We start from the raw sequence: 26,627 nt of genomic DNA, 5'->3' as shown, positions 1-26,627 counted from the left end.
TTATGCTGAACAATTTGTCCAAAAATTCGGATTAAATTTGCAATCTACCTTATCAATGTTTACATTTGTTTACGGCATAAATAAAAATAACTAACAAACCGAATAAAACCAAGCATATCAGCGTCTTGTTCACTTTTTTTCTTTCACAAAGTTCAGTTAGTTATGCCCCTTAACATTAAGCATGCCAAAAAGGTTTTAGGGAAGTAAACGAACCACGAGATATGATTTAACTTAACGGACAGTGCGCGTAAAATGGCCGTGATTTCAGAATCAGAAAGGTGGTACTGCCATGGGTGAAAAAAATGCACCAACCCGGAAGCATAAATTGATTGAATATGCCAACGGACCTTCGTTAGAAGAGATTAATGGTAAAATCGAAGTTCCCAAAGACATTGGTTTTTGGAAAACACTATTTGCATATTCTGGTCCGGGTGCGTTAGTCGCCGTCGGTTATATGGATCCTGGGAATTGGTCCACTTCAATTACCGGTGGGCAAAATTTCCAATATTTGTTAATGTCTGTCATCTTGATTTCAAGTTTGATTGCGATGTTGTTACAGTACATGGCGGCTAAACTTGGTATCGTGAGTCAGATGGACTTGGCGCAAGCCATCCGGGCGCGGACTAGTCGGGCGTTAGGCATCGTTTTATGGATTTTAACGGAATTTGCGATTATGGCGACCGATATTGCCGAAGTTATTGGCGCCGCGATTGCCTTATTTTTACTCTTCCACATTCCACTAATTATTGCGGTCTTTATTACCGTTTTTGACGTTTTGCTACTATTATTACTGACCAAGATTGGTTTTCGCAAAATTGAAGGTTTAGTCGTTTGTTTGATTTTAGTCATCCTGTTCGTATTTGCATATCAGGTCGCCTTGTCAGACCCTAACTGGGGCGCCGTCATCGCCGGCTTAGTTCCTAATGCCGAAACTTTTTCGAGCAGTAAGACCGTCGCTGGCATGACCCCCTTGACCGGGTCTTTAGGCATTATTGGTGCGACCGTCATGCCACATAACTTGTACTTACACTCGGCTATTTCACAAACGCGGAAAATTGATCATCACAACGCGGATGACGTGGCGCGGACCGTTAAGTTTGCTAGCTTGGACTCTAATATCCAATTGACCGCCGCCTTTTTTGTCAACGCGCTACTCTTAATTATGGGTGTGGCCGTTTTCAAAACTGGGGCCGTCAAAGATCCCTCATTTTTTGGGTTATTCCAAGCCTTATCAGATACTTCCACATTAAGTAACGGCGTTTTGATTGGCGTTGCTAAATCCGGCATCTTATCCGTCCTCTTCGCCGTGGCGTTGCTCGCTTCGGGGCAAAACTCGACTATTACCGGGACCTTGACTGGGCAAGTGATTATGGAAGGTTTCGTCCACATGCGCATGCCATTATGGCTACGGCGGTTAGTCACCCGGCTATTATCCGTCATTCCCGTTTTAATTTGTGTCATGTTAACGCGCGGTAAATCCGCTATTGCCGAACACGAAGCCCTCAACGACTTAATGAACAATTCGCAAGTCTTCTTAGCGTTCGCCTTACCATTTTCAATGTTGCCGTTACTCATGATGACCGACAGCGCCGCTGAAATGGGCCACCGCTTCAAAAATAGTTGGTGGGTCAAGGGTCTGGGCTGGTTATCCGTCATTGGTTTGACTGGTTTAAATCTCCTCGGACTTCCCGCCCAAGTGGAAGGCTTCTTCGGTGACAATCCGACCAAAGGCCAATTAAGCATCGCCGACAACATCGCCTGGGTCTTAATCGTCGCCATCTTAGCCTTGCTACTCTGGACGCTAGTCGAACTGTACCGCGGCAATAAACGCTATGCTGCCAAATTAAGTGCAGCTAAGTAACCTTCAAACGTTGTCCCCCAGCCAGTTAGCCAGTGTTCTCGTGCAGGGACCGGCTGGCGCCAAAGTATGGTCACCAGCCTCGCTTTTGTGCTTAGCCCAACCCGCTAATCTCAAAAGACGTCCTTGTTCTAAGCACGTTCACACTGGCTAACTGACTTCCGGGATGACATATTTAATTAGATGTTTTATCTGAATATCATGAAAAAATTGCCGCCACTTGCACAATTAGTGACGGCAATTTTATTCACGTTCAGTTGAGTAGTCTATTTTAACAATATTCCAATACCAATGAGGATCACGGTGTACGTAAGCACAATTTTGTAATTGCATCAATGCGACCAACATACACGAGTCGACATTCCCCCATAAACATTGCAATTATCATTACCAAATCAGCACGGATAGCCCAAATAACGCCACTACAATTATCGTAGTGACGTTATTTGGTATGATTAATCTATTTAGCTGCCAGCCGACCGTAATGGAAGCCGCCATGCGGGTGGCGTTAACGGGATTGATTTTTATCCCGTTTACACCACGGACGTCTTTTGAGACTTGATTTGTAGGCTCAAAAGCGAGGGCCAAGACCGCTTCTCAGGCTTGGACCGTCCCCATAGCGGCTGGAGTTACGGTCGGCTGACAGCGACAATCACATACAAGTTCGTTCAGAAATGTGAACTAACCAACATTGCCGCCGAGTAAGGTCCCCATGACGTAGGTGACGAGCGCCGTGACTAGGCCGACGAGGATGTTGCGGAGAATGACTTTGGCTAACGGTACTTCAGCATTGTGGGCGCTGACCGTCGCGTTAATGGTTAAGGCCGCCGCCATCGCTAATAGTGTGTTGGTTAACCGCCAAGCTGGAGCGGATAAACTAATCGCTAATAGCGGGATGACTGCCCCTAATAAAAAGGACAGAAACGACATGGTCGCCGCATGTAAGGGATTCAATAAATCAATTTCATGAATCCGGGTTTGATAAAAATCAGTCACGCGTTGATTGGGCGTCGTTTGCGCATTGAGCTTGGCCAGTTGAACATCTTTTTGAGCACTCACCGACACAAATTCTCCACCGGCCATCGAACAAGCGCCGGCCACCATGCCGGAAATCCCACTGATGAACAATGTTGTATTGCTCATATCGGCCCCGACTGCGCCTAGCACAATCCCTGATACTGAGATGATGCCATCGTTGGCGCCGAGAATACCGGCCCGTAAGACATTTAACCGGTCCCAAAAGTGAAAATATCGATCTTGCCACTGTTTCAATGTTGTTAACATTTCATACATCCCTTCAAAAAATGGGTAAAAAAATCGAGTCATGGCCAAACGCGCCAGACTCGATTTTTACTCGTGGTTGTTACTAGCGAACTAACTTATCCCAAATGACAACTTCGCCACTGGCTAACGACTTTGGGACGTCAATAATTCGTTGGTTAGAACTGCCGCGGAATTGTAACGTCAAGTCCATCTTATCTTCTAAGAAGCGCCCATCGACTAAAATGTCAATCAAGGATAACATTTTTAACTTATCATCGGAATCCTTTAATAATTCATCCCAAGTATAGCCAGACCATGACCAGATATCTTTCGTATGGCCAAATTCTTGGCGAATCCGTTCACAAATCCGAATACCCACTTGGGTGTTTAAAAAGGGTTCCCCACCAAGTAACGTCAACCCTTGGACGTAATCTTGGCTTAAATCTTCAATTATTTGATCTTCCAAATCTTGAGTATAAGGTTGCCCATAATGGAAGTTTTGCGCGGCCACATTATAGCAGCCGGGACAATGGAACGGGCAGCCGCTCAGATATAAACTGCAACGGACCCCTTCCCCATCAACAAAGTTGAACGCCTTATAATCAGCGACGTATTGTTCACTTAACTCCTCTGCCAGCCATTCTTTGGGCATCGGATTGTTTGGTCCTTTCATAGCGCGCGGCATTCTTAATCATCTCCGGAGACATATTTTTACGACGAGACGCGATTTCAACGTGGCGGCCATGCACCATCGGCCGTTGTTGCGGATTACCTAAGTAACCACACGTCCGCTTAACGACATCACAGAACTTCGGATCGTGGTTGCCACATTGTGGGCAAACGAAGCCGCGAGCAGTCGCTTTGAATTCACCTTTAAAGCCACACTTGAAACATTGGTCGATGGACGTGTTCGTCCCTAAATAACCAACGTGGTCGTATGCCCAATCCCAAACGGCTTCTAAAGCTTTCGGATTTTGCGTCAAATTAGGATATTCGCAATAGTGGATAAAACCACCCGAAGCATACTTTGGAAAACGTTCTTCCATCGATAATTTATCGAAGGGCGTCGGATGCTTGCGAACATCATAATGGAAGCTGTTCGTGTAATATTCTTTATCCGTCACATCGTCAATCTTGCCAAACTTTTCAATATCGTCACGGCAGAACGTATCCGTCAACGATTCGGCGGGGGTTGAATACAAGCTATAGTGGTAGCCCGATTCGGCCGCCCAAACCGCACATTGGTCCCGTAACGTTTTAACGACTTTTTCCGCAAAATCTAACGCTGTTTGGTCGTGTTCCCAGTTCGGACCGAAAAACGTCGTGCAGACTTCGTAAATCCCAATATAACCGAGTGAAATCGTAGCCCGTTGATTCTTGAATAATTCGTCCACGTTCCCACCGGCCGGCAACCGCTTGCCGAACGCCCCGTACATGTATAGTAATGGGGCATTTTCCGGCTTAGCTTGTTTGGTCCGTTCAATCCGGTAAGCTAACGCTTGATGACACGTTGCCATCCGTTCGTTGAAGATTTCCCAGAACAAATCCATGTCACCATGCGCGGATAAGGCAATCCGTGGTAAGTTGACGGTGACTACCCCTAAGTTCATCCGGCCAGAGTTAACTTCTTTACCATCTTCATCGCGCCAGCCTTGTAAGAAGGACCGACAGCCCATCGGTGTTTTAAAACTCCCCGTCAATTCTTTGATTTTATCGTACATTAAAAGATCGGGGTACATCCGCTTCGTAGAACACTCAATAGCGAGTTCTTTAATGTCATAGTTGGGATCAGTGGGTGCTAAATTCAAGCCCCGCTTAACCGTGAAAATTAATTTAGGGAAAATGGCCGTCCGGCGTTCTTTACCGAGACCCTTGATCCGAATTTGTAAAATTGCCCGTTGAATCTCTCGTTCAATCCAGCTCGTCCCCAGCCCAAAGTTAACCGTCGTAAATGGCGTTTGGCCTTGTGATGAATACAACGTGTTGATTTCGTATTCGAGGGCTTGCATGGCATCGTAAATGTCTTTTTTAGTTTTAGTTTTTGCGTAAGCTTCCTGCTTATCAGCCGCAACCCACTTCTTCGCATCCGTCAAATGTTTTTGATAGTTGATTTCAGCATAAGGGGCTAACAATTGGTCAACCCGGTTGGCAGAACAACCACCATATTGTAACGAAGCGACGTTGGCAATAATTTGCGCCATTTGGGCCGTCGCCGTTTGAATGGAACGTGGTGACGCCACTTCAGCATTCCCAATCTTGTAACCATTTTTAAACATGCCATCAAAATCAATTAAACAACAGTTGGTTTCTGGCGTTACCGGTGAATAGTCCAAGTCGTGCCAGTGAATATCACCACGTAAATGCGCTTTAGCCACAATATCTGGTAGCATCTTCAACCCTAACGCCCGACTAGCGGCCCCAGCTTCCAAATCCCGTTGAGTGTTAAAAACCGTACTATCTTTATTGGCATTTTCGTGCACAACATCGGCATCGCGGTTAAATAACTTTTCAATCCGGGCCTTAACGTTAGTGGCAGCTGAGAAGCGTTCTTGTTCGGCAATAAAGTAATCTTGGTACTGCTTAGCGGCTTCAGTTAACCCTAAGTCATTAAAGATTTGAATCAAAGCAGGCCGCAATTCGCGCGTTTCAATGGTCGTCGCGCCTTGATAATGGTCCACAATAGCTTGACGCACAGCGGCTTGTTGCGTAGCGTCGCTAACTAATTGGGACAACACAAAATCAATTTTATATGGATGGAATTTAGTTTGCGTTCCACCGCGCTTAACTACAGGTAAGTCCCGTAATTGGTCTAAAATATTCGTTGTCGTCGTTGTTAACATACGTATCCCCACTTTTCAAAATTATGTACAAATCACAATAGTACAGTGGTACAATCAATTGTGCTCTTATCTGTAACGAACACTATATATAGTAGCTCATTTTCGGTTAGTTGCCTATGCTGTTTTAGTCGTTGACCCCCACAATATTCGATGCAAAAGCGCCCATAACAACGTTTATCCGTAAAAAAGAATATTTGAAATTTTGTTTTATATATCTTGAATTATATATTTGGAATATTTAATCAAGCGTGTTAATGACCATGACAAAATGCGTCTTATCAAGCTTTATCACCGTCATTTTCAGACGAGTTGTTACGCATTAAATCGCACAAAATTTACCAATCAGCAACTTATCGGACCCCCAAGATATCGGGGTCGTTTTGATTTATCAAAAATAATTTAAATTTAACGATAAACTTAATCGTATCAGTTTAACTCTCTGAGTTATTCCTTTATAATGAGAAGTCGAGAGAAAGAAGTGTTGCTATGGTGGGAATTAGTAACGCTGGAGGAGATTGACATGCAAAGAATAAGGGGAATGATTGGATTAGTGGTAATCCTGTCATTAGCTTTGGCCGGCTGCGCGCTATTTCAAGACCACAGTGACCAAACATCAGAAAAAACCGTACAGACAGCCAAGACGGCTGTAACCGCTGTCAGTACCGTGCATACGACGGACTACTATGGCCGATGGGTCAGTGATTCACCACAAGTAGCACTTTATTTAAGCGCTAATCAAAAGATGGCGTACTTTCAGTCTGGTCAAAAAACGATTACCGGTAAATATTCACTAAAGACGAGTAAAAACGAAACAGCGACCCTCACCCAGATCAAATTCGGCAATGCCGAGCTGAGTCTCGCTAACGCCACGAGCATGACGCTAACGCACAACGATACCACCATTAAGCTGACAAAAGATACCAGTTGGAGCCCGCACAATGGTGAGATTTCAACGGATGCGAAGGTCGCACTCAAGTCATCGAGCCTAGCTCCCGCCTTTCGTGAAACGAACAACTAAACTTAATTATAATGAAGCGGACGCCCATCTAATTGGACGTCCGCTTGTTTGTTAAGTTAGCTTTTTGTTATTCTTGTCACCGATTAAAAACATCACGGTACAAAAATGGACCGTCAATTACGACAACCCATTGATTCACTTAGAACGATTGGGACACTACTTCAAATATTCAACAAACAACTTTTGATATAAATCGATGAAATCTAAGTACATCTGCTTATCAACATTTTCATTCACTTGATGGGGCGTTTCATTACCGGGGCCAAACATAATGAATGGAAAATCATGCGGCTTGTCCTTCAGTAAATTAGAAGCATCCGTCACCGCTGGAATGGCTAATTTAGGAATTACTTGGCCAGCATACGGTTCCCCGATTTTGGCAGCTAAATCACTGAGCTTAGTGTCTTTAGGTGATTCCACGGATGGTTGTGACATGAAGACGCTCATTTTAAGTTGAGCGCCCTTAGCATTCTGGTCATCGACTAGTTTTTGTAACGTCGCAATGGCTTCATCATTATCGAATTCAGGAATGGAGCGAATATTCATATCCGTTTCGGCATTCCCCGGAATCGAGTTGACTTGGTCGCCCCCGTTAACAATCGTCGCATTAAAGACTAACGGTCCCATCAAGGCATTGGTACGGTCAGTGTCGCGGAAAGCATGGTTGGCTTGGTATAAGACTTCGATTAACGGATCCAACGCATTGTAGCCTTGTTCGGGCATTGAACTGTGCGCCGTTTTCCCGGTCGACGTAATCTTAATATCAATCGAACCCTTATGGGCAAACGCAATATTGTAGCCGGATGGTTCACCAATCAATAAGGCATCGACGTCATCCATAGTATGGGCTTCGTAAAACTTCTGCGAGCCCGTCTCGCCCACTTCTTCAGCAATCGTCGCCATCAACCGGACCCGACCATGCGTTAACGTTTTGGCAGCGTGCAATTCAATCATTGCGATGACCATGGCCGCTAAGCCGGACTTCATATCCGTGGCGCCACGCCCATATAACTTGCCATCCCGTTCCGTTAACGTGAAGGGGTCACTATCCCAAGCGTTCAAGTCCCCGGGCGCTACCACGTCCATATGCCCAGAAATCCCGAGTACGGGGCCATCCGTCCCAATCTCCGCGACTAAGTTACTCCGCGTGGCACTCACTGGCATCAAGTCAGCTTTAATCCCATGATCCGCGAACAACCGTTGTAAGTATTGCGCCACTTCAACTTCATCGTCATTCACCGATTTTATTTTAACCAAATCACTTAAAATCTTAACTTTATCTGCTTCAGTAAATACTGCCATTACAATTCCTCCTTGTTATTATTATCTTAACTCACGTCATCAGTTTAGGGGCTGAAAATGCTTTATGTTAATTGTTCACATTAGTACTATCCAAAGAAACATGTAACAGAAACCCTTGGATGTGGACCACTCACTAATTAAGCCAGCATTTTTGAGCCAAGACTGACTGGTAAAGAAATATCTACATGACTTATTTGGCTGCTGTAATGACATAGTGGGCGCTAGCGGTAATGATTCTTAATCATTATTGAGCTAAGTTAACTTAATTACGGGCGCAATAAAACTCAATACCGTCGAACTGGAGGACCCACATTCGAAACGTCCATTACCACCCGGTTTCGAACAAACAGCGCAAAAAATACCACCACCCACTAGCGAGTGCTAATGGCTGATGATATTTTTACGCGTTATTCAGCGGCCGGTTTAAGTGCCGTTTTCTTGGTCAACATCTTATCTGAGAACCCGAATAGGTAAACTAAGACCGTCGAAATGAGTAACGTCCCATAATGTGAGATCAAGTAACCGTAGAAGTTGCTACCAATCCCGACGCCGGGGGTGATAAATGCTGGGAATCCTATTAAGGAACCAGATAAGGCATAATTATTAACACGCAGGAGGCCGGTGATTAACCCACCAAAAGCACTCCCGATGCTGGCGACTACGAAGACCCGTTTATATTTCAAATTGACCCCATACAGGGCGGGTTCGGTGACGCCGCAAAAAGCTGAAATTGCAGCAGCTAATGAAATTTCTTTCAACTTTTTGTCTTTCGATTTGAGGAAGACGGCTAACACTGCGCCGCCTTGCGCAACCATCGTAATGGACAAAATCGCATTCAAGTAACTGTGTCCATTGGTCGCAATGTCGTTAATGACAATGGGAATAATTCCCCAATGTAACCCGAAAATAACCATCGTTTGATACAAGCCACCAATCACAAACCCGGATAAGGCCGGACTGAAGTTATAAATTGTGACAATCGCATTGGCTAACCCTTTACTAATCATAGTGATTAGTGGGCCGACACCAACTAGAATAATCAAACTCAAAATCAAGGCTTCTAAAATCGGAATAAAGACACTCCGTAAATATAATGGAATAACTTTTTTCAACCACTTTTCAACATACTTACCGAGCCAGGCAGCCACGATAATTGGGAACACGGACGCCGAATAAGAAACCAAGTGCGTCGGTAATCCCATGAAGCTAATTTGTGCAGTCGTCGCCTTCCCCGCGGCAGTAATAATCGCCGGATAAATGAGAACGGCCCCGACAATCGCCAGCACAATCGGGTCAGAGCCCATCTTATTAGCTGCGGTGAAACCTAAAATAACCGGTAAGAAGTAGAACGTCGCATCGCCCACGGCATTGAGCACCATGTATGTGCCGCTCGTCGTCGTTAAGACGTTAAAGCCCGTTAACGCCGCGAGAATTCCTTTCAAAATCCCGGAACCCGCTAAAATCCCAATCACCGGAATCATTGAGGCGGTCATGACCCCAATAATATTGCCAAATCCATGTTGGACTTTTTCCCACCAACTCTCATTAGCAGCTGCGGTCGTTTCAGCCACCGCTTCTTGCGTCCCGGCATCGTCAGCATACTGCGGACCGAGCTGCGCAATTGTCGCGTCATACACATCATTAACCGCCGGACCAATGACGACTTGGTATTGACCGCCCGCTTGCGTCACATCAATGACACCATCTAACCCCGCAATCTTTTCGGTTTGTGCTTGATTAGTGTCCTTCAAATAAAAGCGCAGTCGCGTAATGCAATGAATCAAGCTCGTCACATTGCTAGCACCACCAACATTTTCGATAATGTCATGGGCTAATTGGTCATATTGGCCATCCCCAACTGGCACAGCGGGAGCCGGCGCGACCGCGGTATTTCCGGTAATTAAAGCCACTGTCGTTCCCGCTTTCACGGACCCGGTCACGGTATTTAAAAACAACTCCGCGTTTTGGGCCGCGGCGTTAGTCACTAAAGTCATGATGGTCGTCGCTTTACCAGCCTTTTTGACGGCGGCTAAATCCATCGTCGCCACGATTTGTCCGGCGGTGACCGAATCACCAACCGCCACGTTGATTTGATACGGCGCTCCTTTGAGTTCAACTGTATCAATCCCTAAATGTAACAATACTTCTAATCCCGTCGCCGTTTTAAAGCCTAGTGCATGCTTAGTCGCGGCGACCATCGTCACGGTCCCGGCAATGGGTGCTTGAATCGTCCCATCTGTCGGTTCAATCCCAAAACCAGGCCCCATCATCCCTTGTGCAAAGACTGGATCATCAATGGCGCTTAACGGTAATAATTCCCCGCTGACTGGTGCCTGTAACATGGTGGCGTCATTTTCTACTGTCATTCATGTAACCTCCCCATTGGTAAAATGATTTAATTCGTAATTATTTTCTATATTTATTCGAATAAATATCTTTAGCTGTATTTTACTAGATAGCGCTTTCAAGTTAAAGATAAAACCATTAATATTTTTCAACTGTCCCGCTCAAGCTTGTTCAATAAAACACGAACAGGCTACTTTAACTGCATTTTAGCGACTTTCCACAGTTGGTTTAACTAAAGTGACTTTAACCGAAAGAAACCTTACTAACCATTGACTTGCGCCCGGACTAAAAATGAATCTATAATTGAATTAAATTATTTGACGAGGAGTTTTGACATGATTAAACCCGTAGTTCACGATCCCGCTGCCTTGACGACCCCGGCCGCACCGGCGACCAAAACCGACACGACCATTATGACCGACTTACTAGATACCTTGGCGGCCCATCAAGATAGTTGCGTCGGCATGGCCGCTAATATGATTGGCGTCAATAAACATATTATTGTGGTCCAAATGGGCCCGTTTGCCATTCCGATGATGAATGCTAAAATCACTAAAAAAAGTGGCCGCTACGAAACTAAGGAAGGCTGCTTATCGTTAAGCGGTGAACGCCCTACCACCCGTTACCAACAAATTACCGTGCAATATTTAGGCCGTAATTTCAAGTCCCAACAACAAACATTTACTGACTTTACCGCGCAAATTATTCAACACGAACTCGACCACTGTGCCGGAATTTTAATCTAAGGAGGCGTTTTAATGCGTGACTTTAAGCAACAACCGGCTGTCGCTGACTTAGCGCAGCAACGCCGGCATACTAGCCATTATGCGTTAGGCACCGACATTGACCTAACCCTTTTTGGTAGCGATGCCGATACTTATCTCACCACGGCCAATCAACTCATTGACCGCTACGAAGACCGCCTGACAGTAAACCGTCAAAATTCAGAAGTGATGGCGATTAACCACGCGGCCGGTCAAGCCGCGGTTCAAGTTAGCGCCGCCACTTATACGCTCGTCAAACGAGCCATCCTGTTAAGTCAGCAGCAATTCGGCTTTAACGCCTTAATCGGTCCGTTAGTTAAACTTTGGCACATTGGTTTTCAGGATGCACAATTACCAAGCCAAACTGATATTAATGAACGGTTACAGCTTATTAATCCGGCCGATGTGGTTTGTGACGATGCTAACTTTAGTGTCTATTTAACTAAACCAGGCATGGAACTCGACTTGGGGGGAATTGCTAAAGGCTATATTGCTGACCGCATCCAAGACTACTTTGAAGCTTGGGGGCAACGGGCAGCGATGATTAATCTCGGCGGTAACTTACTCATGATGGGCTCGTCGCCGTTGCATGACGACGGCTTATGGCGCGTCGGGATTCAAGACCCCTTTACCAAACGCGGTAACGCCATCGCCAGCGTCACAATTGGGGCTTGCTCCGCGGTAACGAGTGGGATTTATGAACGCCATTTTGAACTTAATGGCCATTCATACCATCACATTTTAGATTCCAAAACTGGTTATCCACGCGAAAACGACTTATCGAGCGTCACGATTTTTTCCAAGGCCTCGATTGATGGCGAAATTGAAACCACGCGGCTCTTCTTTGCCGGACAACCAGTCGATAATTGGGCCCAGGACCGCCCCGACATTTATGGGGCCATCTTCGTGACCAAAGACCGCCATATTCAAATCGTCGGGCTTGACCGCTCCCAAGTCGCCTTGATTGATGATTCCTTTATCTTAGATTAGTGAAGTTTAAAAATCTCAAAATTAACTATCATGATAAAAACGGGCTTCCTTCTATATTCTTGGGATAAAATGGTGTACCTTATGAATAAGCATTTCGGCTGCGAACTTAATCACTTGAAAAATTGGGATAGTACTGACCGATTTTTAATACATTAAAGCACAGCATGCTAAATTCTAAGTTAACTCGTCAGCAACACGAGGAGGTATTTTTATGAACGAACCGCTAAGTTTATCAGATTTGAAAGCACTACGAGAAAAAGCCCTGCAAGTCATGGCCAAATATGATAACGATTTTGGTGAACTTCATACTGTCGGCACCAAAGAAGATGTTCATACGGTGATGATTTACCTTGTCAACGACGCGAACCATCAGCAACGGGTTGTGGCCGGTTTAGATAAGGAATGACGTCCTACCCAAGTCTTTACCTAGAATAGCCAACATTTTAAGCGTAAAAAGGGAAGTTCCAAAAAATCACTTACGATTTCTCGGAACTTCCCTTTTTTAATCATAAAGCTAACGTATGGGTTCAGACCCAACGATACCGATTTGAATAAAATAACCAGCGATAATAACTGTCGCCGTTTAAATAACCTGACAACCAGTCGTCGCACCATTATTATAAAAAAATCAAGCTAGCGGCTGGAATTACGGTCAGCCAGCCGCGGCAACTAGCTACTGCTATTTATTCAAACACCATCTGATTGCGATAAAGTTCAGCATAAAAGCCGTTTTCTTGTAATAACGCATCATGATTACCTTGTTCGATAATCGCACCATCTTTGAGCACAACAATCTTGTCGGCATTCAAAATCGTCTTTAAGCGATGGGCAATCACAAAGCTTGTCCGGCCTTGGATGACATTATCCATCGCCGCTTGAATCTTCGCTTCGGTGACCGTATCGACGTTGGACGTTGCTTCATCCAAAATCAGCAAGCGCGGATTGGTCAAAATCGTCCGGGCTATCGACATCAGCTGCTTTTGTCCCGCGGAAAAGACACTTTGTTCATCGGAAACCACCGTGTCATATTTGTCCGGTAAACTTTCAATAAAGTCGTGAATATTGGCTTGTTTAGCTGCATCGATGACCCGTTCCATGCTAGCACTCGGGTCCCCATAACGAATATTATCAGCAATCGTCCCGGTAAAGAGTTGCGGTTCTTGTAAAACAATCCCCACATTTTGCCGCAACGCCGTTAAGTCAAACGTGCGAATATCGGTGCCATCAAAGGTAATTTGACCACTATCAACATCGTAGAAGCGATTCAATAAGTTCATGACCGTCGTTTTTCCAGAACCCGTCGGCCCCACTAACGCGACCATCTCACCACGGTGGACGTCAATCGTCACACCATGCAAGATTTCTTTGCCTGGTACATAGCTGAAACGCACATCGTCAATTTTCAATTCATCATGAATCCCGTCTGGCAGGCCACCATCAGTTGGATTAACTTCATCCGGTTGGTTACGGACTTCATCGACCCGGCGCGCCCCGGTAATCGCTAATTGAATCATACTGTACAGACTCGTTAACGACATAATCGGTTGGTAATACTGTTGCGCATAGTTGACGAAAACCACGACGAGCGCCAAGGCCGCCCCTTTAGACATACTCCCATTTAAGGCGAACCAGGACCCAAAGAAGATGACAATGGCCGTATTTAGTAACGACATTCCTTGCATCAATGGGTTTAAAATCCCCGACCAGATTTGCCCCGTTAAAGCGGATTTCCGTACCTTGGCGTTATAGCCGGTAAAGCCGCGTAATGAATCTTGTTGCAGGCCGTTAGTGATTAATACCTTTTGACCAGTAATCTGTTCATTAATGTAGCCATTCAAGCGGCCAATATCATCTTGTTGCTGATTGACCGCGGCCCCCGCCTTGTGCATGACGAAGCCGGCAATAATTAACGCGACCGGCGTTGACGCCATTGTTACCCACGCCATAGTGGCATTTTGGTTGAACATCACGATCAACAAGCCGACAAACTGCGCGACGGCTAATAGAATTTCGAGCAACGCTTGATTCATCGCATTAAAAATATTATCTAAATCTGACGTGAACCGCGCTAAAATATCACCATCACTATGGGTGTCAAAATACTGAACTTTCATCCGTTGCATTTTCCGGAATAAGCCGACCCGCATCGTCCCAGTCGAATAGGCCGTGACCCGGGCTAAAATCAAGCTGGCGATAAAAATCGTCGACGCATCGCCAATATATAACAAAATATAAATCACTAACGTATGGTTAAACGCGCCCAGACTAGCTTGTGAGCGCGTGGCCGTATTCGTCCACTGCGCCAAGTAAGTCGTCAATTCTTCAACGGCCCGGCCTAAATAAGTCGGCGCCACCACGATACACCACGTCGAAAAGGCAATCAGGAGGGCGCTTAAAATAAAGCCGCGCCAATATTTTTTCAAATAGTGCCAGTAATACTTACCAGCATTGCGTAAGTCGCTCACGATAACCCCTCCTCACGTGCTTTTTGCGTTTGATAAATCGTTTGATAAATTGCATTGTTTTGTAACAATTCCTTATGCGTTCCACTGCCACTAATCTGACCATCATCTAAGACGAGAATCTGGTCCGCTCGAATAATCGAAGCAATTTTTTCCGCGATGACCACCGTCGTCGTAGACTTCAAATCCCGGTCCAACGCTTCTTGAACTAACTTTTCGGACCGCGCATCGAGTGCCGAAGTCGCATCGTCTAAAATCAGGATTTCGGGATTGGCAATGACGCCACGGGTAATCGCTAAGCGTTGCTTTTGCCCACCGGAGAAGTTTTGCGAGCGTTCTTCTACTGGCGCATCGTACGTCTGTGGCAACCGTTCAATAAATTCCGATGCTTGCGCGACATTTGCGGCCCAGCGCATATGACTGACTTCAGCATCCGGTCGGACCTGCTTTAAGTTGCCCGAAATCGTCCCGGAAAATAACGTCGAGCGTTGTAACACATACGCCACCGTTGCCCGCAATGCTTTTTCGGGAATCTGGCGGACATCGACGCCACCAATTTTAATCTGCCCCTGATCTGGGTCATAGAGCCGGGCAATCAATTGCGCCAGCGTCGTTTTCCCAGAACCAGTCGCACCGACGATGCCTAACATCGCCCCCGCTTTAATCGTGAAGCTGACCTCTTTTAACGTCGGCTGGTCGTCGCCGGGATACGTGAACGTGACGTGATCAAATTCAATATCGCCGGATAATGGTGCCGTCGCATCGTCATCAACGTACGTCATACTTGGCTCAGTTTCCATGACTTCGTTAATTCGGCCAATCGAAATGAACGCCCGGGAAGCAAAGGTCATTAAAAAGCCCCCGTTGATGACCGCATATAAAATTTGCATCAAATAAGAAATAAAACTCGTAATCGCGGCTAAATAACTTGGATGAGTGGTAATATTTTGCCCGACTAAATAAACCGCCACCCCGACAGCTAAGTTCGCCGTTAAAAAGAAGATGGGCATTAAGATTGAGAACCAATAGCCGATTTTAGCCGTGACCGCGGTTAACTCGTCAGACGCATTAGCAAACTTTTTGATTTCGTTTGGTTCTTGAACAAACGATTTAACCACGCGAATCCCCATCAAGTTTTCCCGCGCAACGGTATTCACATTTTCAATATCTTGTTGCGTTTGGGCAAAGTATTTAGTCATCCGTTTGACGGCGACCCATGATGCTAACAAGATGACCGCCATCATCACGATAATGACCCACCACTGTTCTGGCATCGTCACGACCGCCAAAATCAGGGCACCGATAAAGAGCAACGGAATCCTGGTAATCTGCTGGAACCCGGCCATCACGATTTGTTGGACTTGGTTAATGTCGTTAGTCATCCGCACCACTAAATTCGACGCGGAGAATTTCTCGACATCGGCATACGCAAACGACTGAATTTTCGCATACAAGTCCGCTCGCAAATCCGTGGCGACTCCGAGTGCGACACGCGCGGAATAAATCGTATTGACAATCCCGCCAACAATGCCCAGCGCCGCCAATCCGAGTAACATCATCCCCGTCGTTAACACGGTCTGCTGGTCATCTTTAATAATTGCTTCCATGACGACTTGCAATAGTCGTGGTTGCCATAAGGTTGCAAACACCAAGACAATCACCGATAACATCGCAATCCAAACGTCACGCTGATACCGTTTAAAATATGGCATCAATACTTTCATTCGCGCTTCCCCCTTAAAAACTCGTTTGTCCCCAGCGTACCTGAATTTAAGCCTTTTCACAATCAATATATATTCGTTTTAATTAATTAATATCGTCAAACTAATTAAAGACAATAAAAAATGGCCTGCGACTAGTGACACCTAGTCCACAAACCAGTTTTATTTGGTAGCTCGTTGTAAGTTCATGACAAAATAATTGACGTCGCCACGATACTTGGCGATTGAATATTCCACTGGCCGACTTTGCGGCGTGAACCCTTGCGTGTGAAAATAAAACAACGGGGCGCCTTGGTTGACGTTTAATAAATCGGCCGTCGTTTCATCCGCCACTAAGACGTCTAAGCGCCGCCGCACATGATCGACCGTTAGCCCCGCCGTCGCAAGCGTTTCATATAAGGCCGCCTGCGTAAAATCGACCGTCAATAAATCGACGGCGTCCAACACCGGTAAATAACTCGTAATCAACACGACTGGTTGCCCATTTGCATACCGCAACCGTACCAGCTTAATGACCGGCGCCCCCACGGCTAACTGTAAGTTTTGGGCGACGGTCGCCGTGGCAGTTTCGGCTTGTAACAATAAGACTTTCGTTTGTGGCACTAACCCGTTAGCGTGCATCTCATCATTATAGCCTTTGACCACTTGCGTAAAGGCTTGTTCAATCTTGGTCTGTTTCACCAAGGTACCACGGCGTTTCCGCTTTTCAAGTAACCCTTGATCAACCAAACTTTGAATGGCTTGGCGGACAGTCGGCCGGCTGACCCCATAAGTGGCCATCAAGTCGACTTCGCGTGGAATCAACGTCTGGGGTGGATACGTTCCGTCTTGAATTTTTTGGAGTAAATCAGTTGCGATTTGTTGATGCTTGGCTACCTTTGACATAAGCCACCATCCTTATTTGTCATGATATATTACTCTCATGATAGCATAAGTCAGGCTTCGGGCAAGTCGACGACATCGGTAAACATGGCCAATTCTTCAGTTTGCCCAGTCGCCTTTAAATGTGCTTGGTATTCGCGGGCAAGTTCAGGCTTAACCTCGTTAGTCCCGGGAACAAAGTGAATCGTCTCCGTATTCGCGGCGACGGCTGTTTCGTAATACCATTTCTTATATTGCAAATAGGCCAGCGTTTCTTGTAAATCCAAAATTTTGGCCTGCAAATTCTGCTCATGATCCGTCAACAATTGATAGCGTTCATTCAAGCTCGCATCGCCTTGTAGTCGTAACTGCACAAACGTGGCAATTTCATTGACCGGTACCCCGGCATTTTTCAAACACATTATTGTTTGCATCAAATGCACATCATTGTCAGTAAATACCCGGCGCCCAGCGGCATTGCGTTTAACAAACGGCAATAAGCCCGATTTATCGTAATACCGCAACGTGTCCACGGTCACCCCGAGCTTTTGCGCAACTTGTCCAATACTATAAGCCATGGTTTGGCCCCCTTTAATTGATTTCGTTAGTATCATACTACCTGGAGTGGACTCCAGGTCAACTAATAAGCGTAGGCCAAACGGCGGACAGTTTGCAAGCATTGACGTGACTGAGGCAATTATGGCCGGCAAGTGTCGTTAGTTCGCCGGGGTTACGCCATCAACATCGTGGGCCGTGCTTACTTAAAGTCGATTACCAACAGCTAGCTTTTAATTAGACCAACTGCTGTCGAAAATCTACAGCGACCATTTCAAATTCTTAACGCTATTTTGAAACTAAACTGAAATCAGCAGTTGGCCGACCGTAATGGAATCGTCCTGAAAGTGGTGTTAACGGGCGTTTTTGGGCCGTTTACACCACGGACGTCTTTTGAGACTTGGGTTGTAGGCTCAAAAGCGAGGTCCAAGACCGCTCCTCAGGCTTGGGCCGGTCCCAGGACGCTGGAATTACGGTCGGCCAACTGCGGCAATAAACAACTTCTTTGAAAAGACCACGTTTCGACAAAAAAATCAGCCTGATGAAATATTGCATTCCATCAAGCTGATTAAAAAACTATTCCATCGTAGTCGCGCGGGCTAGCCATTCCGCATCTTGAGGATCACTAGAGCCACGTTGATTTTTATCGAGCGTCGCGATGACACTCATTTCAGCCGGCGTTAAATCAAAATCAAACACCGCCATATTTTGTTGAATCCGTTCGGCGTGGACCGACTTAGGAATCACAATAATTCCGCGTTGTAAGTGCCAACGTAAGATGACTTGTGCCACTGACTTATGATGGGCCTTAGCAATTTGGACTAAGACCGGATTAGTGAGCACATCACTCTTACCTTGACCTAAAGGCCCCCACGCTTCGTGGCGAATATCCAACTTAGCCAACAAATCGTGCAATTCAGCTTGTTGGAAATAAGGATGCGTTTCAATTTGGTCAACTGCCGGCACAACTTTAGCCGTGGCCAACAACTTATCCAAATGCGGCTTTTCGAAGTTAGAAACGCCAATTGCCTTAATCAAGCCGGCCTCATATAAGTCTTCCAGTGCCCGCCATTTTTCAACGTACCCGGCACTCGGCCAATGAATCAAATACATGTCCAAGTAGTCAAGTTGGAGCCGTTTTAACGTTGCTTCAAACGCGCGCTTGGTGTCATTCATAAGTCGTGACGTTGCACCACAGTTTGGACGTGATGAATAAGTCTTCGCGCGGCACATCAGCTTGGGCTAACGCTGCGCCAACCCCGGTTTCATTATGATAAATCGCCGCCGTGTCAAAATGGCGATACCCCGCCGTTAACGCCGCTTGAATCGCTTCATTTAAAACCGCTTCGTCAGTAACTTTGAAGACCCCTAACCCTAGCTGGGGAATTTGAACTTGATTACTTAATTGCACGTTTTCCATATTAACAACCTCGTATTTTTAATTTGTCATTACATATTAAAGAATACGCGTTTTGTTACTGATCATCAAGTAATCGTTTTCAGCTACAGTTCCGTTTCCAATTGGTCGATAATTTTACGCACATCGTCAGTCGTCTTCGTTTGCATCAAGTCATTACGAATCTCAGCGGCGTGGCGCATGCCGCGCACATAAATCTTGAAGAACCGTTGTAATGGTGCAAAGTGCCCTTGCAGTCCTAATGCGACAAATTCGTCATACAAGTCTAATTGGTAACGTAAGAGTTCCAACAGTTCATGCGTCGAATGCGCTTGGGGCTGTTTTTCAAAGGCATAGGGATTCGTGAAAATACCGCGACCAATCATGATGCCGTCAACGCCGGGATGTTGTTTTGCCAAGTCACACCCCGCTTGATAGTCCGCGATGTCACCGTTAATTTGTAATAACGTGTCGGGCGCAAGCGTGTCGCGCATCTGAACTAAATTATCAATTAATTCATAATGGGCCGGCACCTTACTCATTTCTTCCCGCGTCCGCACATGCACTGTCAGAACGGGGACTTGTTGTTGTAACAAGAACGGAATCCACGTTTCATATTCGCTCACTTCACTGTAACCTAAGCGCGTTTTAACGCTGACAGGCAAGTCCGCTTGGCGCGCGCCTTCAATGACTTCCTTAGCGCGGTCAAAATGGCGAATCAAGTCGCTCCCGCTATGGTTTTTAATGACCGCCATATCAGGGCAGCCCATGTTAATATCAATCGCTTCATAGCCCTGTGCTTGAACTTCATGCGCCGCCTTAGCAAAGTCTTCGCCAGAATTGCCCCATAATTGGACAATTGGTTTCGGTTGTTCGCGCTCGTCGATATACAAACGCCCCCGCGTTGTAAACTTCGCTTTGGGGTGCGTAATACTCAACGCATTCGTAAATTCAGTATAAAAATTGTCGGGTGCGGCCGCCCGCATCACCACGCGCCGAAAAACGGAGCCGGTCACGGCTTCCATCGGGGCTAAACTAAAAAACGGCCGCTGTTCTGCTCGGGCCGTCTGGGCAATGCGATTCCAGTAAGCTGACTGGGTCACATCCATCATCTCCTCTCAAACTCATATACACATTTTATCAGACTTCATCAAAAAACTGACATTAGAAACATTACGGAACATATGAATCATCATATTAGCCATCACTACATTCTGCTGTCGCAAAATAATCGTCACAATAGTTGCTCATTCAACAGAATCGCCTATATTAATGTGTGGGAGGTGTTCCGCATGCAACTAGCCGAACATAAAAATCATATTATCGGTGAATTCACGGCTCGCCGAATTGATTCCGAATTAATGATTGCGATTCCCGCGATAGCTGCTGTTAGTGCCGGTGCTCGCTTTACCTTGTACCTAAAAAATGACGGTACCTTGCAATATCAGCCGGTCACATTTGATGACAATCCCTGCACAAATGGAACGTACGCCAACTTAGATTTTATAATGGACCTATCTGAATTGGGCAATTATGGTATTTCCAATTGAACAGGTATTCAAAAAGCGGCCATCGGATTGCGATGGTCGCTTTAAAAAACATAATAGCAATATATTAGTGAATTAAAATTAAGGCCCACATTAAGAGCGCAATCATTAATAAGACATTTAAACCTTCACTCCGAAAATCCGTCAGCTTGAGCGATCCGAATGACACCCCCGCGGTAACGTCCATATACCGGAAGAAAATCCCACTTAAAATAATTCCAATCATCAAGACAGCTAAAAATACAACACCGGTCATCATCATCACAACTCAACCCCTATCTATTATTTAATGGGCCATTTTTTGGCCACATTCATTATTAATCAACGCCCCTTTCCAAGCAAGCATTTTCCGCGTAAAACCGCCGTTTCTTAGCGTTTTTTTATTAAATAATATAAGCGTTTTCACCGCGAATCCAAGACGGATAGTTTTTAGGGTGTTAGAATGGGATAATACTAATTAACTAGCGAAAGTGGTGACTAAAATGACGATTAATGACATTCAGGCCTTTATTATGGTCTATGAGCTACGACATATTTCTAACGCCGCCGTTGAGCTGCATATGTCGCAATCGGAACTGTCCAAGCGCATGAGCGCCGTGGAAAATGAGTTAAACATCAAATTACTTGATACATATAATAAGCGGCGCTTGCAAATCACCCCCGCCGGCGAGACCTTTTATCATCATGCCATCAAAATGATTACCGATTACGAAGCAATGATGCACGACCTCGCGCCAAATCGCCCGACCACGACGCATCAGCTCAAAATCGGGTCGATTCCCGTTTCGGGCCAGTATAATTTAGCCCAGCGGATTGCTAGTTTTGGCGCTGAAAATCCTGACATCCAGCTCCAAATAGTGGAAGATGAAGGCAATCGCGTCTTAGAGCGGCTAGCGGACGGCGAGTTTCAAGCCGCCATTGTCCGGGATACCCAAACAAGTGGCTTACAGCCAACTGAATTTCAAAAGCAGCCGTTATTGGCCGATGAACTCAAAATCATCTTGCCAGTCGGTCATCGTTTGGCCAATCAAGACATGATTCGGATGCACGACTTAGCGCATGAACAAATCGCGACCTTGCCACCGGGTTCCGGCGTTTATGAACCCATCATGTCACTGTTTGCACGCCAAAACTTAGAACCGCATATCTTCTTTGAAAGTACGCATATCGAAACGTTACTCGGCATGCTCGCTGAAAATAACGTGACCTTCTTATTCAAACAATCAGTAACGCCTTTCATGACTAGCAACTTCGTCATGCGCTCGTTAGCGATTCCGTTTTTTAGTCAGTTACAATTCGTTTATCCCCAACGTGACGGTAATCAGTTGATGACCAACTTAATTGATTATTTGACCGTTTCCGCTAAAGCAAGCGTATGACAACAGACGGTTAGTTTGCGAGCATACAAAGTAACTCAAATTTATAAATCAGCGCAAAAAATCGGGGTTACAGTTGGCACACTGTAACCCCGATTTTCTTGTCGTTAAGCTTGATTAATTAATTTATATTAGGCTAAACCAACTAAATGGAACCAGAACATTTCAACTAACGCCACGATAAAGACGACGGCGGTCAAAGGAATCCCTAAGCGCATAACATCTTTTTGGGTGTAACCACCACCAGTATCGGGGTCGCTACCCACTAAAATTGCCAAGTTATGGAATGGCAAGATATAGTGCAAGTTAGTTACTGAGAAGACTAATAATGACACGGCTAATGGGCTGATTCCCATGTGGGCGGTGGCCGCCACGAACGCCGGAATCGTAATCCCCATAACGGCGATAACGGAACCCATGAACATGTGGATAATCATCGCAAAGATCGTGATGACAATCGCTAACAAGTAAATATTGGTTGGCAAGTTGCTTGGAATAATCGTCTTGGCAATCCAATTGTTCATCCCAGTAACGGCCCCAACATTCCCAATGGCAATCGCAGAAGTCAAGAACACGAGCACGTTAACCGGCACGCCTTCCCAGGACTTCGGCGTTAAAATACCACCAATGACTGGCAAACTCATCATCAAAGCGACGATTAACGTCAACCAACCAACATCTAAGCCAGTAATCCCACTCGTCAACCACAAGGCAATCGCGACGATTAACCAGAAGATGGTCCGGATTTCTTTACCGGTCATCTTACCTAATTGTGATTGTTGCACCTTCAAAGCTTCAACATCGATGTGGACTTCTTGGCTAGGTTTGAACAAGAATAAGAAACAAAACATCGTTAAGAGCGCGGCAATAATCATTGGCACACCCATGTAGACGAAGTATGAAACGAAGTTCACACTTTGACCGGAAGCTTGGACAGCTAAGGGGTTCAATGACGTGTCCCCGGTATAGAAGACCCCGGATAATGGACATGACGCCGCAAAGACGGCCAACCCTAATTTAGCCAAGTCCCGTTTAGGCATGTGCGCGGTTTCGGCCACGACGGTAATAACCGACATGATCATGAAAGCGCGTGGCCATGGATGGGGAATTAATAACGCTAAAATAAAGGTTAACGCGAAAATAGAGATAACAATCCCTTTCCAACTCCGGACAAACTTGATGATAAACGCGTAAGCAATCCGTTGGCCTAAACCAGATTCATTAACGGCCCCCGCAATCAGGTAAGCCCCGATAACGAGCCACATAATGGAACCGGTCCAGGCAGAAGAAAAGACTTGTTTGGCAGTAGCGGTATTCGTCAAAATCAGTGACATCAAATAAATACCACCGACGTAAGCGGGTTGCGCGATTTGCGTGGCCCACCAAACGACCGTCATTAAACTTAACGCTAAGTCCATTTGGCCCTTAGCAGAAAGGCCGGCTATTGGGAGTAGGTAAATAATTGCAAATACGATAATCCCGCTAAAAAAGCCGATCGATTTTTTATTCATGAGCAGTAGATGCTCCTTTCAATAATTCACAGAAAAGCCGCCTTGCCAGCAATAAAATCTTTAGTTGGTTTGGCGGTTGTTCTGGTTAATCCTCATAAGTTATATGGGTATTTAATTTGGATAATTAATTTACTAAGTTATCTGGCGGTATAACTTTTTTAATTCTTTATCCGCCGTAAGTCAGCCTTCGCTACATCCGACAAATTTCCGGTGACCGAATCTTTCTCGGACGTAGCGAAGCGCGGTGACCCGCGACCTCGTTACGGTTAGTGCTTTTGAAACACGTGTTCCGGTCGGCAGCGGCCTGCGCTTAGCGGGTATTGGCAACCATGCGGAAAACCACCGCATAATTCCCAACACCGGCTAATGCTCAGCAGCTACCCGCCGACCTCCACACTCTGTTATTTAAGATATTTTTCCCAGTCTTCAACTTCCATAAATTGGGCCCGTTCGAATTGGTCCTTCATGTCGAATGGAACAGTTCCATCGATAACCAACTTCGAGCTCATGCCACGGAAACGAATCGACTTAGGATCATATTGTGGGCGTTCGGATGGGTCCAATGGATGGTTCCGCATGCCGGATAAGACCATTAAGTCTTGGTCGGCTTGGAAACGGGTATTCATTGTCCAAATAACGTCGTTCATATCAAAGATATCCACGTCTTCATCCACTAAGATGACCGTCTTTAATTCTTTAAAGGCTGAGAAGGCCAATAAGGCGGCTTGACGTTGAATCCCTTCATCCGCTTCGTTATCCTTGTGGATTTGCATGATGGTCATTAACTTCCCACCACCAGCCGGCGGATTGTAAACGTTCGTAACTTTACCAGGGATGGCGCGGTTAACTAATTGTAAGATACTTGCTTCAGTTGGAATCCCAGCCATGCTGACATGTTCTTCGGAAGGTCCGATAACACTTTGCATGATGGCATCGTTACGATGGGTAACCGCCGTAACTTTGATGACTTGTAACGCCGGGTTAGCGTCACCATCATAACCAGGGAATTCAGGCATCGCCTTACCAGTATGGGTATTGATATCTTCTTGAATGCGTTCGTTAGGCATGATGTAGCCTTCCAACGTGTATTCCGAACGCGCAATCGCTTTTTCATCAACGGTAATCCCATCAACTAATTGCACGGCTTCATTCCGAATCGCACCGGCAACGCCTAATTCATTGTAACCAAATGGCGTGGTAGGTGGCTCGAAAGTGGCCCCAATCGTTACTGCTGGGTCCAAACCAATGTTAATCGTAATTGGCATTGGCTTATTTGCTTTTTCATATTCTTCGGCGAAAGCACCGATATGCCGACCACCAGGCATGATATAAATACCTAATTTGTCTTTATCTTCAAGGACCATCCGGTGAATGGTAACATCACTCTTAGATTTGTCCATGCTCGAACCAAAGACCACCCCAACGGTGATATAAGGACCAGCATCTTGTGGCGTGTTAGTTGGTGCGGCCACTAATTTACGGATATCAAACCCTTCATCCGTTGCTTTATAAACAACTTCATGAGCGGGCGCTTCGTTTTCCGGTACCGTCACTGGTGCGACTGGATTAGAAACGGAATCATTTAAAAATTGCCCTAATGTCTTGTAATCATGATGGAACATCTTACCAACGCGGCGACGACTAGCCATTAAACCAGTCAAAACACGCGTGTCCGGAAAGCCCTTCACATTATTAAACATCATTGCTGGGCCTTCTTGAGTTGGCCGTTGCACGGTACCACCGGCACCAATGTAACGATAAACGCCAGAAAGTTCCGCATTTGGATCGACTTCAACGTCGGTTTCATGATAGTTCTTTGGATCATCTTTAAGTTCATCAAGAACGCGACGTAAGTCCCATGGTTGTTCTGCCATAAATGTTCATCTCCTTAAAATTTACAAATACATCATACGGCCGCTAGGAAACGGTATCAATTCGAAATCGGCTGGTGTGTTATTCCATTAAAGAATAATAGTTATTTGCCGCTGCCGACTGACCGTAATTCCATCCGCCAAGGGGACCGGTCCAAGCCTGAGGAACGTCTTGAACCTCGCTTTTGAGCCTAAAATACCAGTCTCAAAAGTCGTCCGTGGTGTAAACGCGACAAAGCCCAGTCCCGTTAACGCCACCTGCATGGCGGATTCCATTACGGTCAGTCGACAGCTAAATTGATGCTCAATTATAAATAGCTGCCGCCAGATGCGTGAGTACGCTGTTGTAGCGGCAGCTATTTTGATATTAAGCTTAATTTCCAAAAGAATAACAGTGTGTGAGGCTTGCCACTTAGCTTCTGAGTATTGGCTGGTGTTGCCAATGACTCGTTGGGCTTCCGAGTTGTTAGCAATACCCGCTAAGCGGAAGACGCTGGCACACCGAACACGTTTCAAATAAGCAGGCTAAATTGATAGCGGTCACACACTTCTCCAAAAACAGTGGATAAATATCGCCCTTCGCACCGATTCTTCCCTTAAATAATCATAATCACTAAATTTAGTGGATAACCTATCCACTTATCCCCAACCAATTCACAGTTTTTGTGCATAACTTGCCGTTTTATCACCAAATATTGGTTGATAACTCGAATATACCTAAACTTATCCACAGGCAACTTTAAGTTATCTTGCTTTTTACTTGAAAAATTTATTTTTGTCCACACAAAAAAAACTGATGAAGAGAGGTCCGTAAAAACGCTTCATCAGCTTTAAAATACAGTTAAAACAAAGAATATCATTGAAACTATTCCGTCGATTGTGTCTCTCGGCGTGCTTGAAACGTGTTCAATAGTACGTTCCAAAATTAACGATAAAGATTAAATAA

General features: G+C 45.5%; 21 protein-coding genes and 1 pseudogene. 7 read left to right on the top strand and 15 right to left on the bottom strand.

The features are described 5' to 3' along the window. Positions 1-289: 289 nt before the first annotated feature. Positions 290-1,861 (top strand): Nramp family divalent metal transporter, encoded by a 1,572-nt coding sequence (locus DY78_RS03820; RefSeq protein ID WP_056993497.1) that lies wholly within the window; start codon positions 290-292, stop codon positions 1,859-1,861. A gap of 678 nt (positions 1,862-2,539) precedes the next feature. Here the strand turns inward: DY78_RS03820 and DY78_RS03815 are convergent. From DY78_RS03815 to nrdD, 3 genes are all read right to left on the bottom strand, one after another. Next, positions 2,540-3,142, bottom strand: a complete 603-nt coding sequence (locus DY78_RS03815) for a VIT1/CCC1 transporter family protein (protein ID WP_156093482.1) — start codon at positions 3,140-3,142, stop codon at positions 2,540-2,542. A gap of 82 nt (positions 3,143-3,224) precedes the next feature. Continuing rightward, positions 3,225-3,806 carry an anaerobic ribonucleoside-triphosphate reductase activating protein gene (nrdG, locus tag DY78_RS03810; protein ID WP_029778994.1) on the bottom strand — a complete coding sequence of 194 codons (582 nt, stop codon included), beginning with the start codon at positions 3,804-3,806 and terminating at the stop codon, positions 3,225-3,227. After that, positions 3,739-5,961, bottom strand: a complete 2,223-nt coding sequence (nrdD, locus tag DY78_RS03805) for an anaerobic ribonucleoside-triphosphate reductase (protein WP_024624938.1) — start codon at positions 5,959-5,961, stop codon at positions 3,739-3,741. The genes nrdG and nrdD overlap by 68 nt, the downstream gene beginning before the upstream one ends. A 520-nt stretch (positions 5,962-6,481) precedes the next feature. On the opposite strand from nrdD, the gene DY78_RS03800 reads away from it, so the two are divergent. Then, positions 6,482-6,979 carry a hypothetical protein gene (locus tag DY78_RS03800; protein WP_156404100.1) on the top strand — a complete coding sequence of 166 codons (498 nt, stop codon included), beginning with the start codon at positions 6,482-6,484 and terminating at the stop codon, positions 6,977-6,979. A gap of 156 nt (positions 6,980-7,135) precedes the next feature. Here DY78_RS03800 and DY78_RS03795 read toward each other — a convergent pair whose 3' ends face one another. Together DY78_RS03795 and DY78_RS03790 are read right to left on the bottom strand one after the other, a co-directional pair. Then, positions 7,136-8,281, bottom strand: coding sequence for an ArgE/DapE family deacylase (locus tag DY78_RS03795; protein ID WP_024624940.1), 1,146 nt, complete (start codon positions 8,279-8,281; stop codon positions 7,136-7,138). A 407-nt stretch (positions 8,282-8,688) separates the two neighbouring features. Continuing rightward, positions 8,689-10,647, bottom strand: coding sequence for a PTS sugar transporter subunit IIABC (locus DY78_RS03790; protein WP_024624941.1), 1,959 nt, complete (start codon positions 10,645-10,647; stop codon positions 8,689-8,691). A 315-nt stretch (positions 10,648-10,962) separates the two neighbouring features. Between DY78_RS03790 and DY78_RS03785 the strand changes: the two genes are divergently transcribed. The 3 genes from DY78_RS03785 to DY78_RS03775 all read left to right on the top strand — a co-directional run bounded on the left by DY78_RS03785 (position 10,963) and on the right by DY78_RS03775 (position 12,787). Beyond that, positions 10,963-11,373 carry a peptide deformylase gene (locus tag DY78_RS03785; protein ID WP_024624942.1) on the top strand — a complete coding sequence of 137 codons (411 nt, stop codon included), beginning with the start codon at positions 10,963-10,965 and terminating at the stop codon, positions 11,371-11,373. Between the two features lie 12 nt (positions 11,374-11,385). Further along, the gene (locus DY78_RS03780; protein WP_024624943.1) at positions 11,386-12,381 is read left to right on the top strand and encodes an FAD:protein FMN transferase; all 996 of its coding nucleotides are present in this window, start codon (positions 11,386-11,388) and stop codon (positions 12,379-12,381) included. 211 nt (positions 12,382-12,592) lie between these two features. Next, complete coding sequence (locus tag DY78_RS03775) at positions 12,593-12,787, top strand: hypothetical protein (RefSeq protein WP_024624944.1); 195 nt, start codon at positions 12,593-12,595, stop codon at positions 12,785-12,787. A gap of 277 nt (positions 12,788-13,064) precedes the next feature. Here the strand turns inward: DY78_RS03775 and DY78_RS03770 are convergent, their stop codons facing one another. The 6 genes and pseudogenes from DY78_RS03770 to DY78_RS03745 all read right to left on the bottom strand — a co-directional run bounded on the left by DY78_RS03770 (position 13,065) and on the right by DY78_RS03745 (position 20,479). Beyond that, positions 13,065-14,846: an ABC transporter ATP-binding protein gene (locus tag DY78_RS03770; protein ID WP_024624945.1), complete on the bottom strand. Its 1,782-nt coding sequence runs from the start codon at positions 14,844-14,846 to the stop codon at positions 13,065-13,067. Next, positions 14,843-16,567: an ABC transporter ATP-binding protein gene (locus tag DY78_RS03765; RefSeq protein WP_024624946.1), complete on the bottom strand. Its 1,725-nt coding sequence runs from the start codon at positions 16,565-16,567 to the stop codon at positions 14,843-14,845. Before DY78_RS03765 ends, DY78_RS03770 begins: the two co-directional genes overlap by 4 nt. A 159-nt stretch (positions 16,568-16,726) precedes the next feature. Further along, positions 16,727-17,449: a GntR family transcriptional regulator gene (locus tag DY78_RS03760; RefSeq protein WP_024624947.1), complete on the bottom strand. Its 723-nt coding sequence runs from the start codon at positions 17,447-17,449 to the stop codon at positions 16,727-16,729. A 50-nt stretch (positions 17,450-17,499) separates the two neighbouring features. Continuing rightward, positions 17,500-18,003, bottom strand: coding sequence for a MerR family transcriptional regulator (locus DY78_RS03755; RefSeq protein WP_024624948.1), 504 nt, complete (start codon positions 18,001-18,003; stop codon positions 17,500-17,502). 553 nt (positions 18,004-18,556) lie between these two features. Continuing rightward, positions 18,557-19,400 (bottom strand): annotated as a pseudogene (locus DY78_RS03750) (aldo/keto reductase). An 83-nt stretch (positions 19,401-19,483) separates the two neighbouring features. Beyond that, complete coding sequence (locus DY78_RS03745) at positions 19,484-20,479, bottom strand: tRNA dihydrouridine synthase (protein WP_024624949.1); 996 nt, start codon at positions 20,477-20,479, stop codon at positions 19,484-19,486. Between the two features lie 189 nt (positions 20,480-20,668). On the opposite strand from DY78_RS03745, the gene DY78_RS03740 reads away from it, so the two are divergent. Further along, positions 20,669-20,926, top strand: coding sequence for a hypothetical protein (locus tag DY78_RS03740; protein ID WP_024624950.1), 258 nt, complete (start codon positions 20,669-20,671; stop codon positions 20,924-20,926). 64 nt (positions 20,927-20,990) lie between these two features. Here the strand turns inward: DY78_RS03740 and DY78_RS03735 are convergent, their stop codons facing one another. Continuing rightward, entirely contained in the window at positions 20,991-21,185 is a 195-nt protein-coding gene (locus DY78_RS03735; protein ID WP_024624951.1) for a hypothetical protein, read from the bottom strand. 220 nt (positions 21,186-21,405) lie between these two features. Between DY78_RS03735 and DY78_RS03730 the strand changes: the two genes are divergently transcribed. Further along, positions 21,406-22,302, top strand: a complete 897-nt coding sequence (locus tag DY78_RS03730) for a LysR family transcriptional regulator (RefSeq protein ID WP_024624952.1) — start codon at positions 21,406-21,408, stop codon at positions 22,300-22,302. Between the two features lie 128 nt (positions 22,303-22,430). On the opposite strand, the gene DY78_RS03725 is transcribed toward DY78_RS03730, so the two are convergent. From DY78_RS03725 to DY78_RS16590, 3 genes are all read right to left on the bottom strand, one after another. Further along, positions 22,431-23,810 (bottom strand): SLC13 family permease, encoded by a 1,380-nt coding sequence (locus DY78_RS03725; RefSeq protein ID WP_024624953.1) that lies wholly within the window; start codon positions 23,808-23,810, stop codon positions 22,431-22,433. A gap of 401 nt (positions 23,811-24,211) precedes the next feature. Continuing rightward, positions 24,212-25,684 (bottom strand): UbiD family decarboxylase, encoded by a 1,473-nt coding sequence (locus DY78_RS03720; RefSeq protein ID WP_033614436.1) that lies wholly within the window; start codon positions 25,682-25,684, stop codon positions 24,212-24,214. An 87-nt stretch (positions 25,685-25,771) separates the two neighbouring features. Further along, positions 25,772-25,957 (bottom strand): hypothetical protein, encoded by a 186-nt coding sequence (locus tag DY78_RS16590; RefSeq protein ID WP_156404099.1) that lies wholly within the window; start codon positions 25,955-25,957, stop codon positions 25,772-25,774. Between the last annotated feature and the right edge of the window lie 670 nt (positions 25,958-26,627).

Source organism: Lactiplantibacillus fabifermentans DSM 21115, assembly GCF_000498955.2.
Lineage (GTDB): Bacteria > Bacillota > Bacilli > Lactobacillales > Lactobacillaceae > Lactiplantibacillus > Lactiplantibacillus fabifermentans.
Note: the sequence above shows the minus strand (reverse complement) of the source record. Positions and strands in the feature narration are given on the sequence as shown.

Excerpts from the sequence above, each read along its gene's own strand:
- DY78_RS03760 (WP_024624947.1), bottom strand. The coding sequence starts at position 17,449 with ATGTCAAAGGTAGCCAAGCATCAACAAATCGCAACTGATTTACTCCAA.
- DY78_RS03735 (WP_024624951.1), bottom strand. The coding sequence starts at position 21,185 with ATGATGATGACCGGTGTTGTATTTTTAGCTGTCTTGATGATTGGAATT.
- DY78_RS03795 (WP_024624940.1), bottom strand. The coding sequence starts at position 8,281 with ATGGCAGTATTTACTGAAGCAGATAAAGTTAAGATTTTAAGTGATTTG.
- nrdD (WP_024624938.1), bottom strand. The coding sequence starts at position 5,961 with ATGTTAACAACGACGACAACGAATATTTTAGACCAATTACGGGACTTA.
- DY78_RS03725 (WP_024624953.1), bottom strand. The coding sequence starts at position 23,810 with ATGAATAAAAAATCGATCGGCTTTTTTAGCGGGATTATCGTATTTGCA.
- DY78_RS03815 (WP_156093482.1), bottom strand. The coding sequence starts at position 3,142 with ATGTTAACAACATTGAAACAGTGGCAAGATCGATATTTTCACTTTTGG.
- DY78_RS03775 (WP_024624944.1), top strand. The coding sequence starts at position 12,593 with ATGAACGAACCGCTAAGTTTATCAGATTTGAAAGCACTACGAGAAAAA.
- DY78_RS03820 (WP_056993497.1), top strand. The coding sequence starts at position 290 with ATGGGTGAAAAAAATGCACCAACCCGGAAGCATAAATTGATTGAATAT.
- DY78_RS03720 (WP_033614436.1), bottom strand. The coding sequence starts at position 25,684 with ATGGCAGAACAACCATGGGACTTACGTCGCGTTCTTGATGAACTTAAA.
- DY78_RS03785 (WP_024624942.1), top strand. The coding sequence starts at position 10,963 with ATGATTAAACCCGTAGTTCACGATCCCGCTGCCTTGACGACCCCGGCC.
- DY78_RS03740 (WP_024624950.1), top strand. The coding sequence starts at position 20,669 with ATGCAACTAGCCGAACATAAAAATCATATTATCGGTGAATTCACGGCT.
- DY78_RS03780 (WP_024624943.1), top strand. The coding sequence starts at position 11,386 with ATGCGTGACTTTAAGCAACAACCGGCTGTCGCTGACTTAGCGCAGCAA.
- DY78_RS03790 (WP_024624941.1), bottom strand. The coding sequence starts at position 10,647 with ATGACAGTAGAAAATGACGCCACCATGTTACAGGCACCAGTCAGCGGG.
- DY78_RS03800 (WP_156404100.1), top strand. The coding sequence starts at position 6,482 with ATGCAAAGAATAAGGGGAATGATTGGATTAGTGGTAATCCTGTCATTA.
- DY78_RS16590 (WP_156404099.1), bottom strand. The coding sequence starts at position 25,957 with ATGGAATCCGCCATGCAGGTGGCGTTAACGGGACTGGGCTTTGTCGCG.
- DY78_RS03730 (WP_024624952.1), top strand. The coding sequence starts at position 21,406 with ATGACGATTAATGACATTCAGGCCTTTATTATGGTCTATGAGCTACGA.
- DY78_RS03755 (WP_024624948.1), bottom strand. The coding sequence starts at position 18,003 with ATGGCTTATAGTATTGGACAAGTTGCGCAAAAGCTCGGGGTGACCGTG.
- DY78_RS03765 (WP_024624946.1), bottom strand. The coding sequence starts at position 16,567 with ATGAAAGTATTGATGCCATATTTTAAACGGTATCAGCGTGACGTTTGG.
- nrdG (WP_029778994.1), bottom strand. The coding sequence starts at position 3,806 with ATGCCGCGCGCTATGAAAGGACCAAACAATCCGATGCCCAAAGAATGG.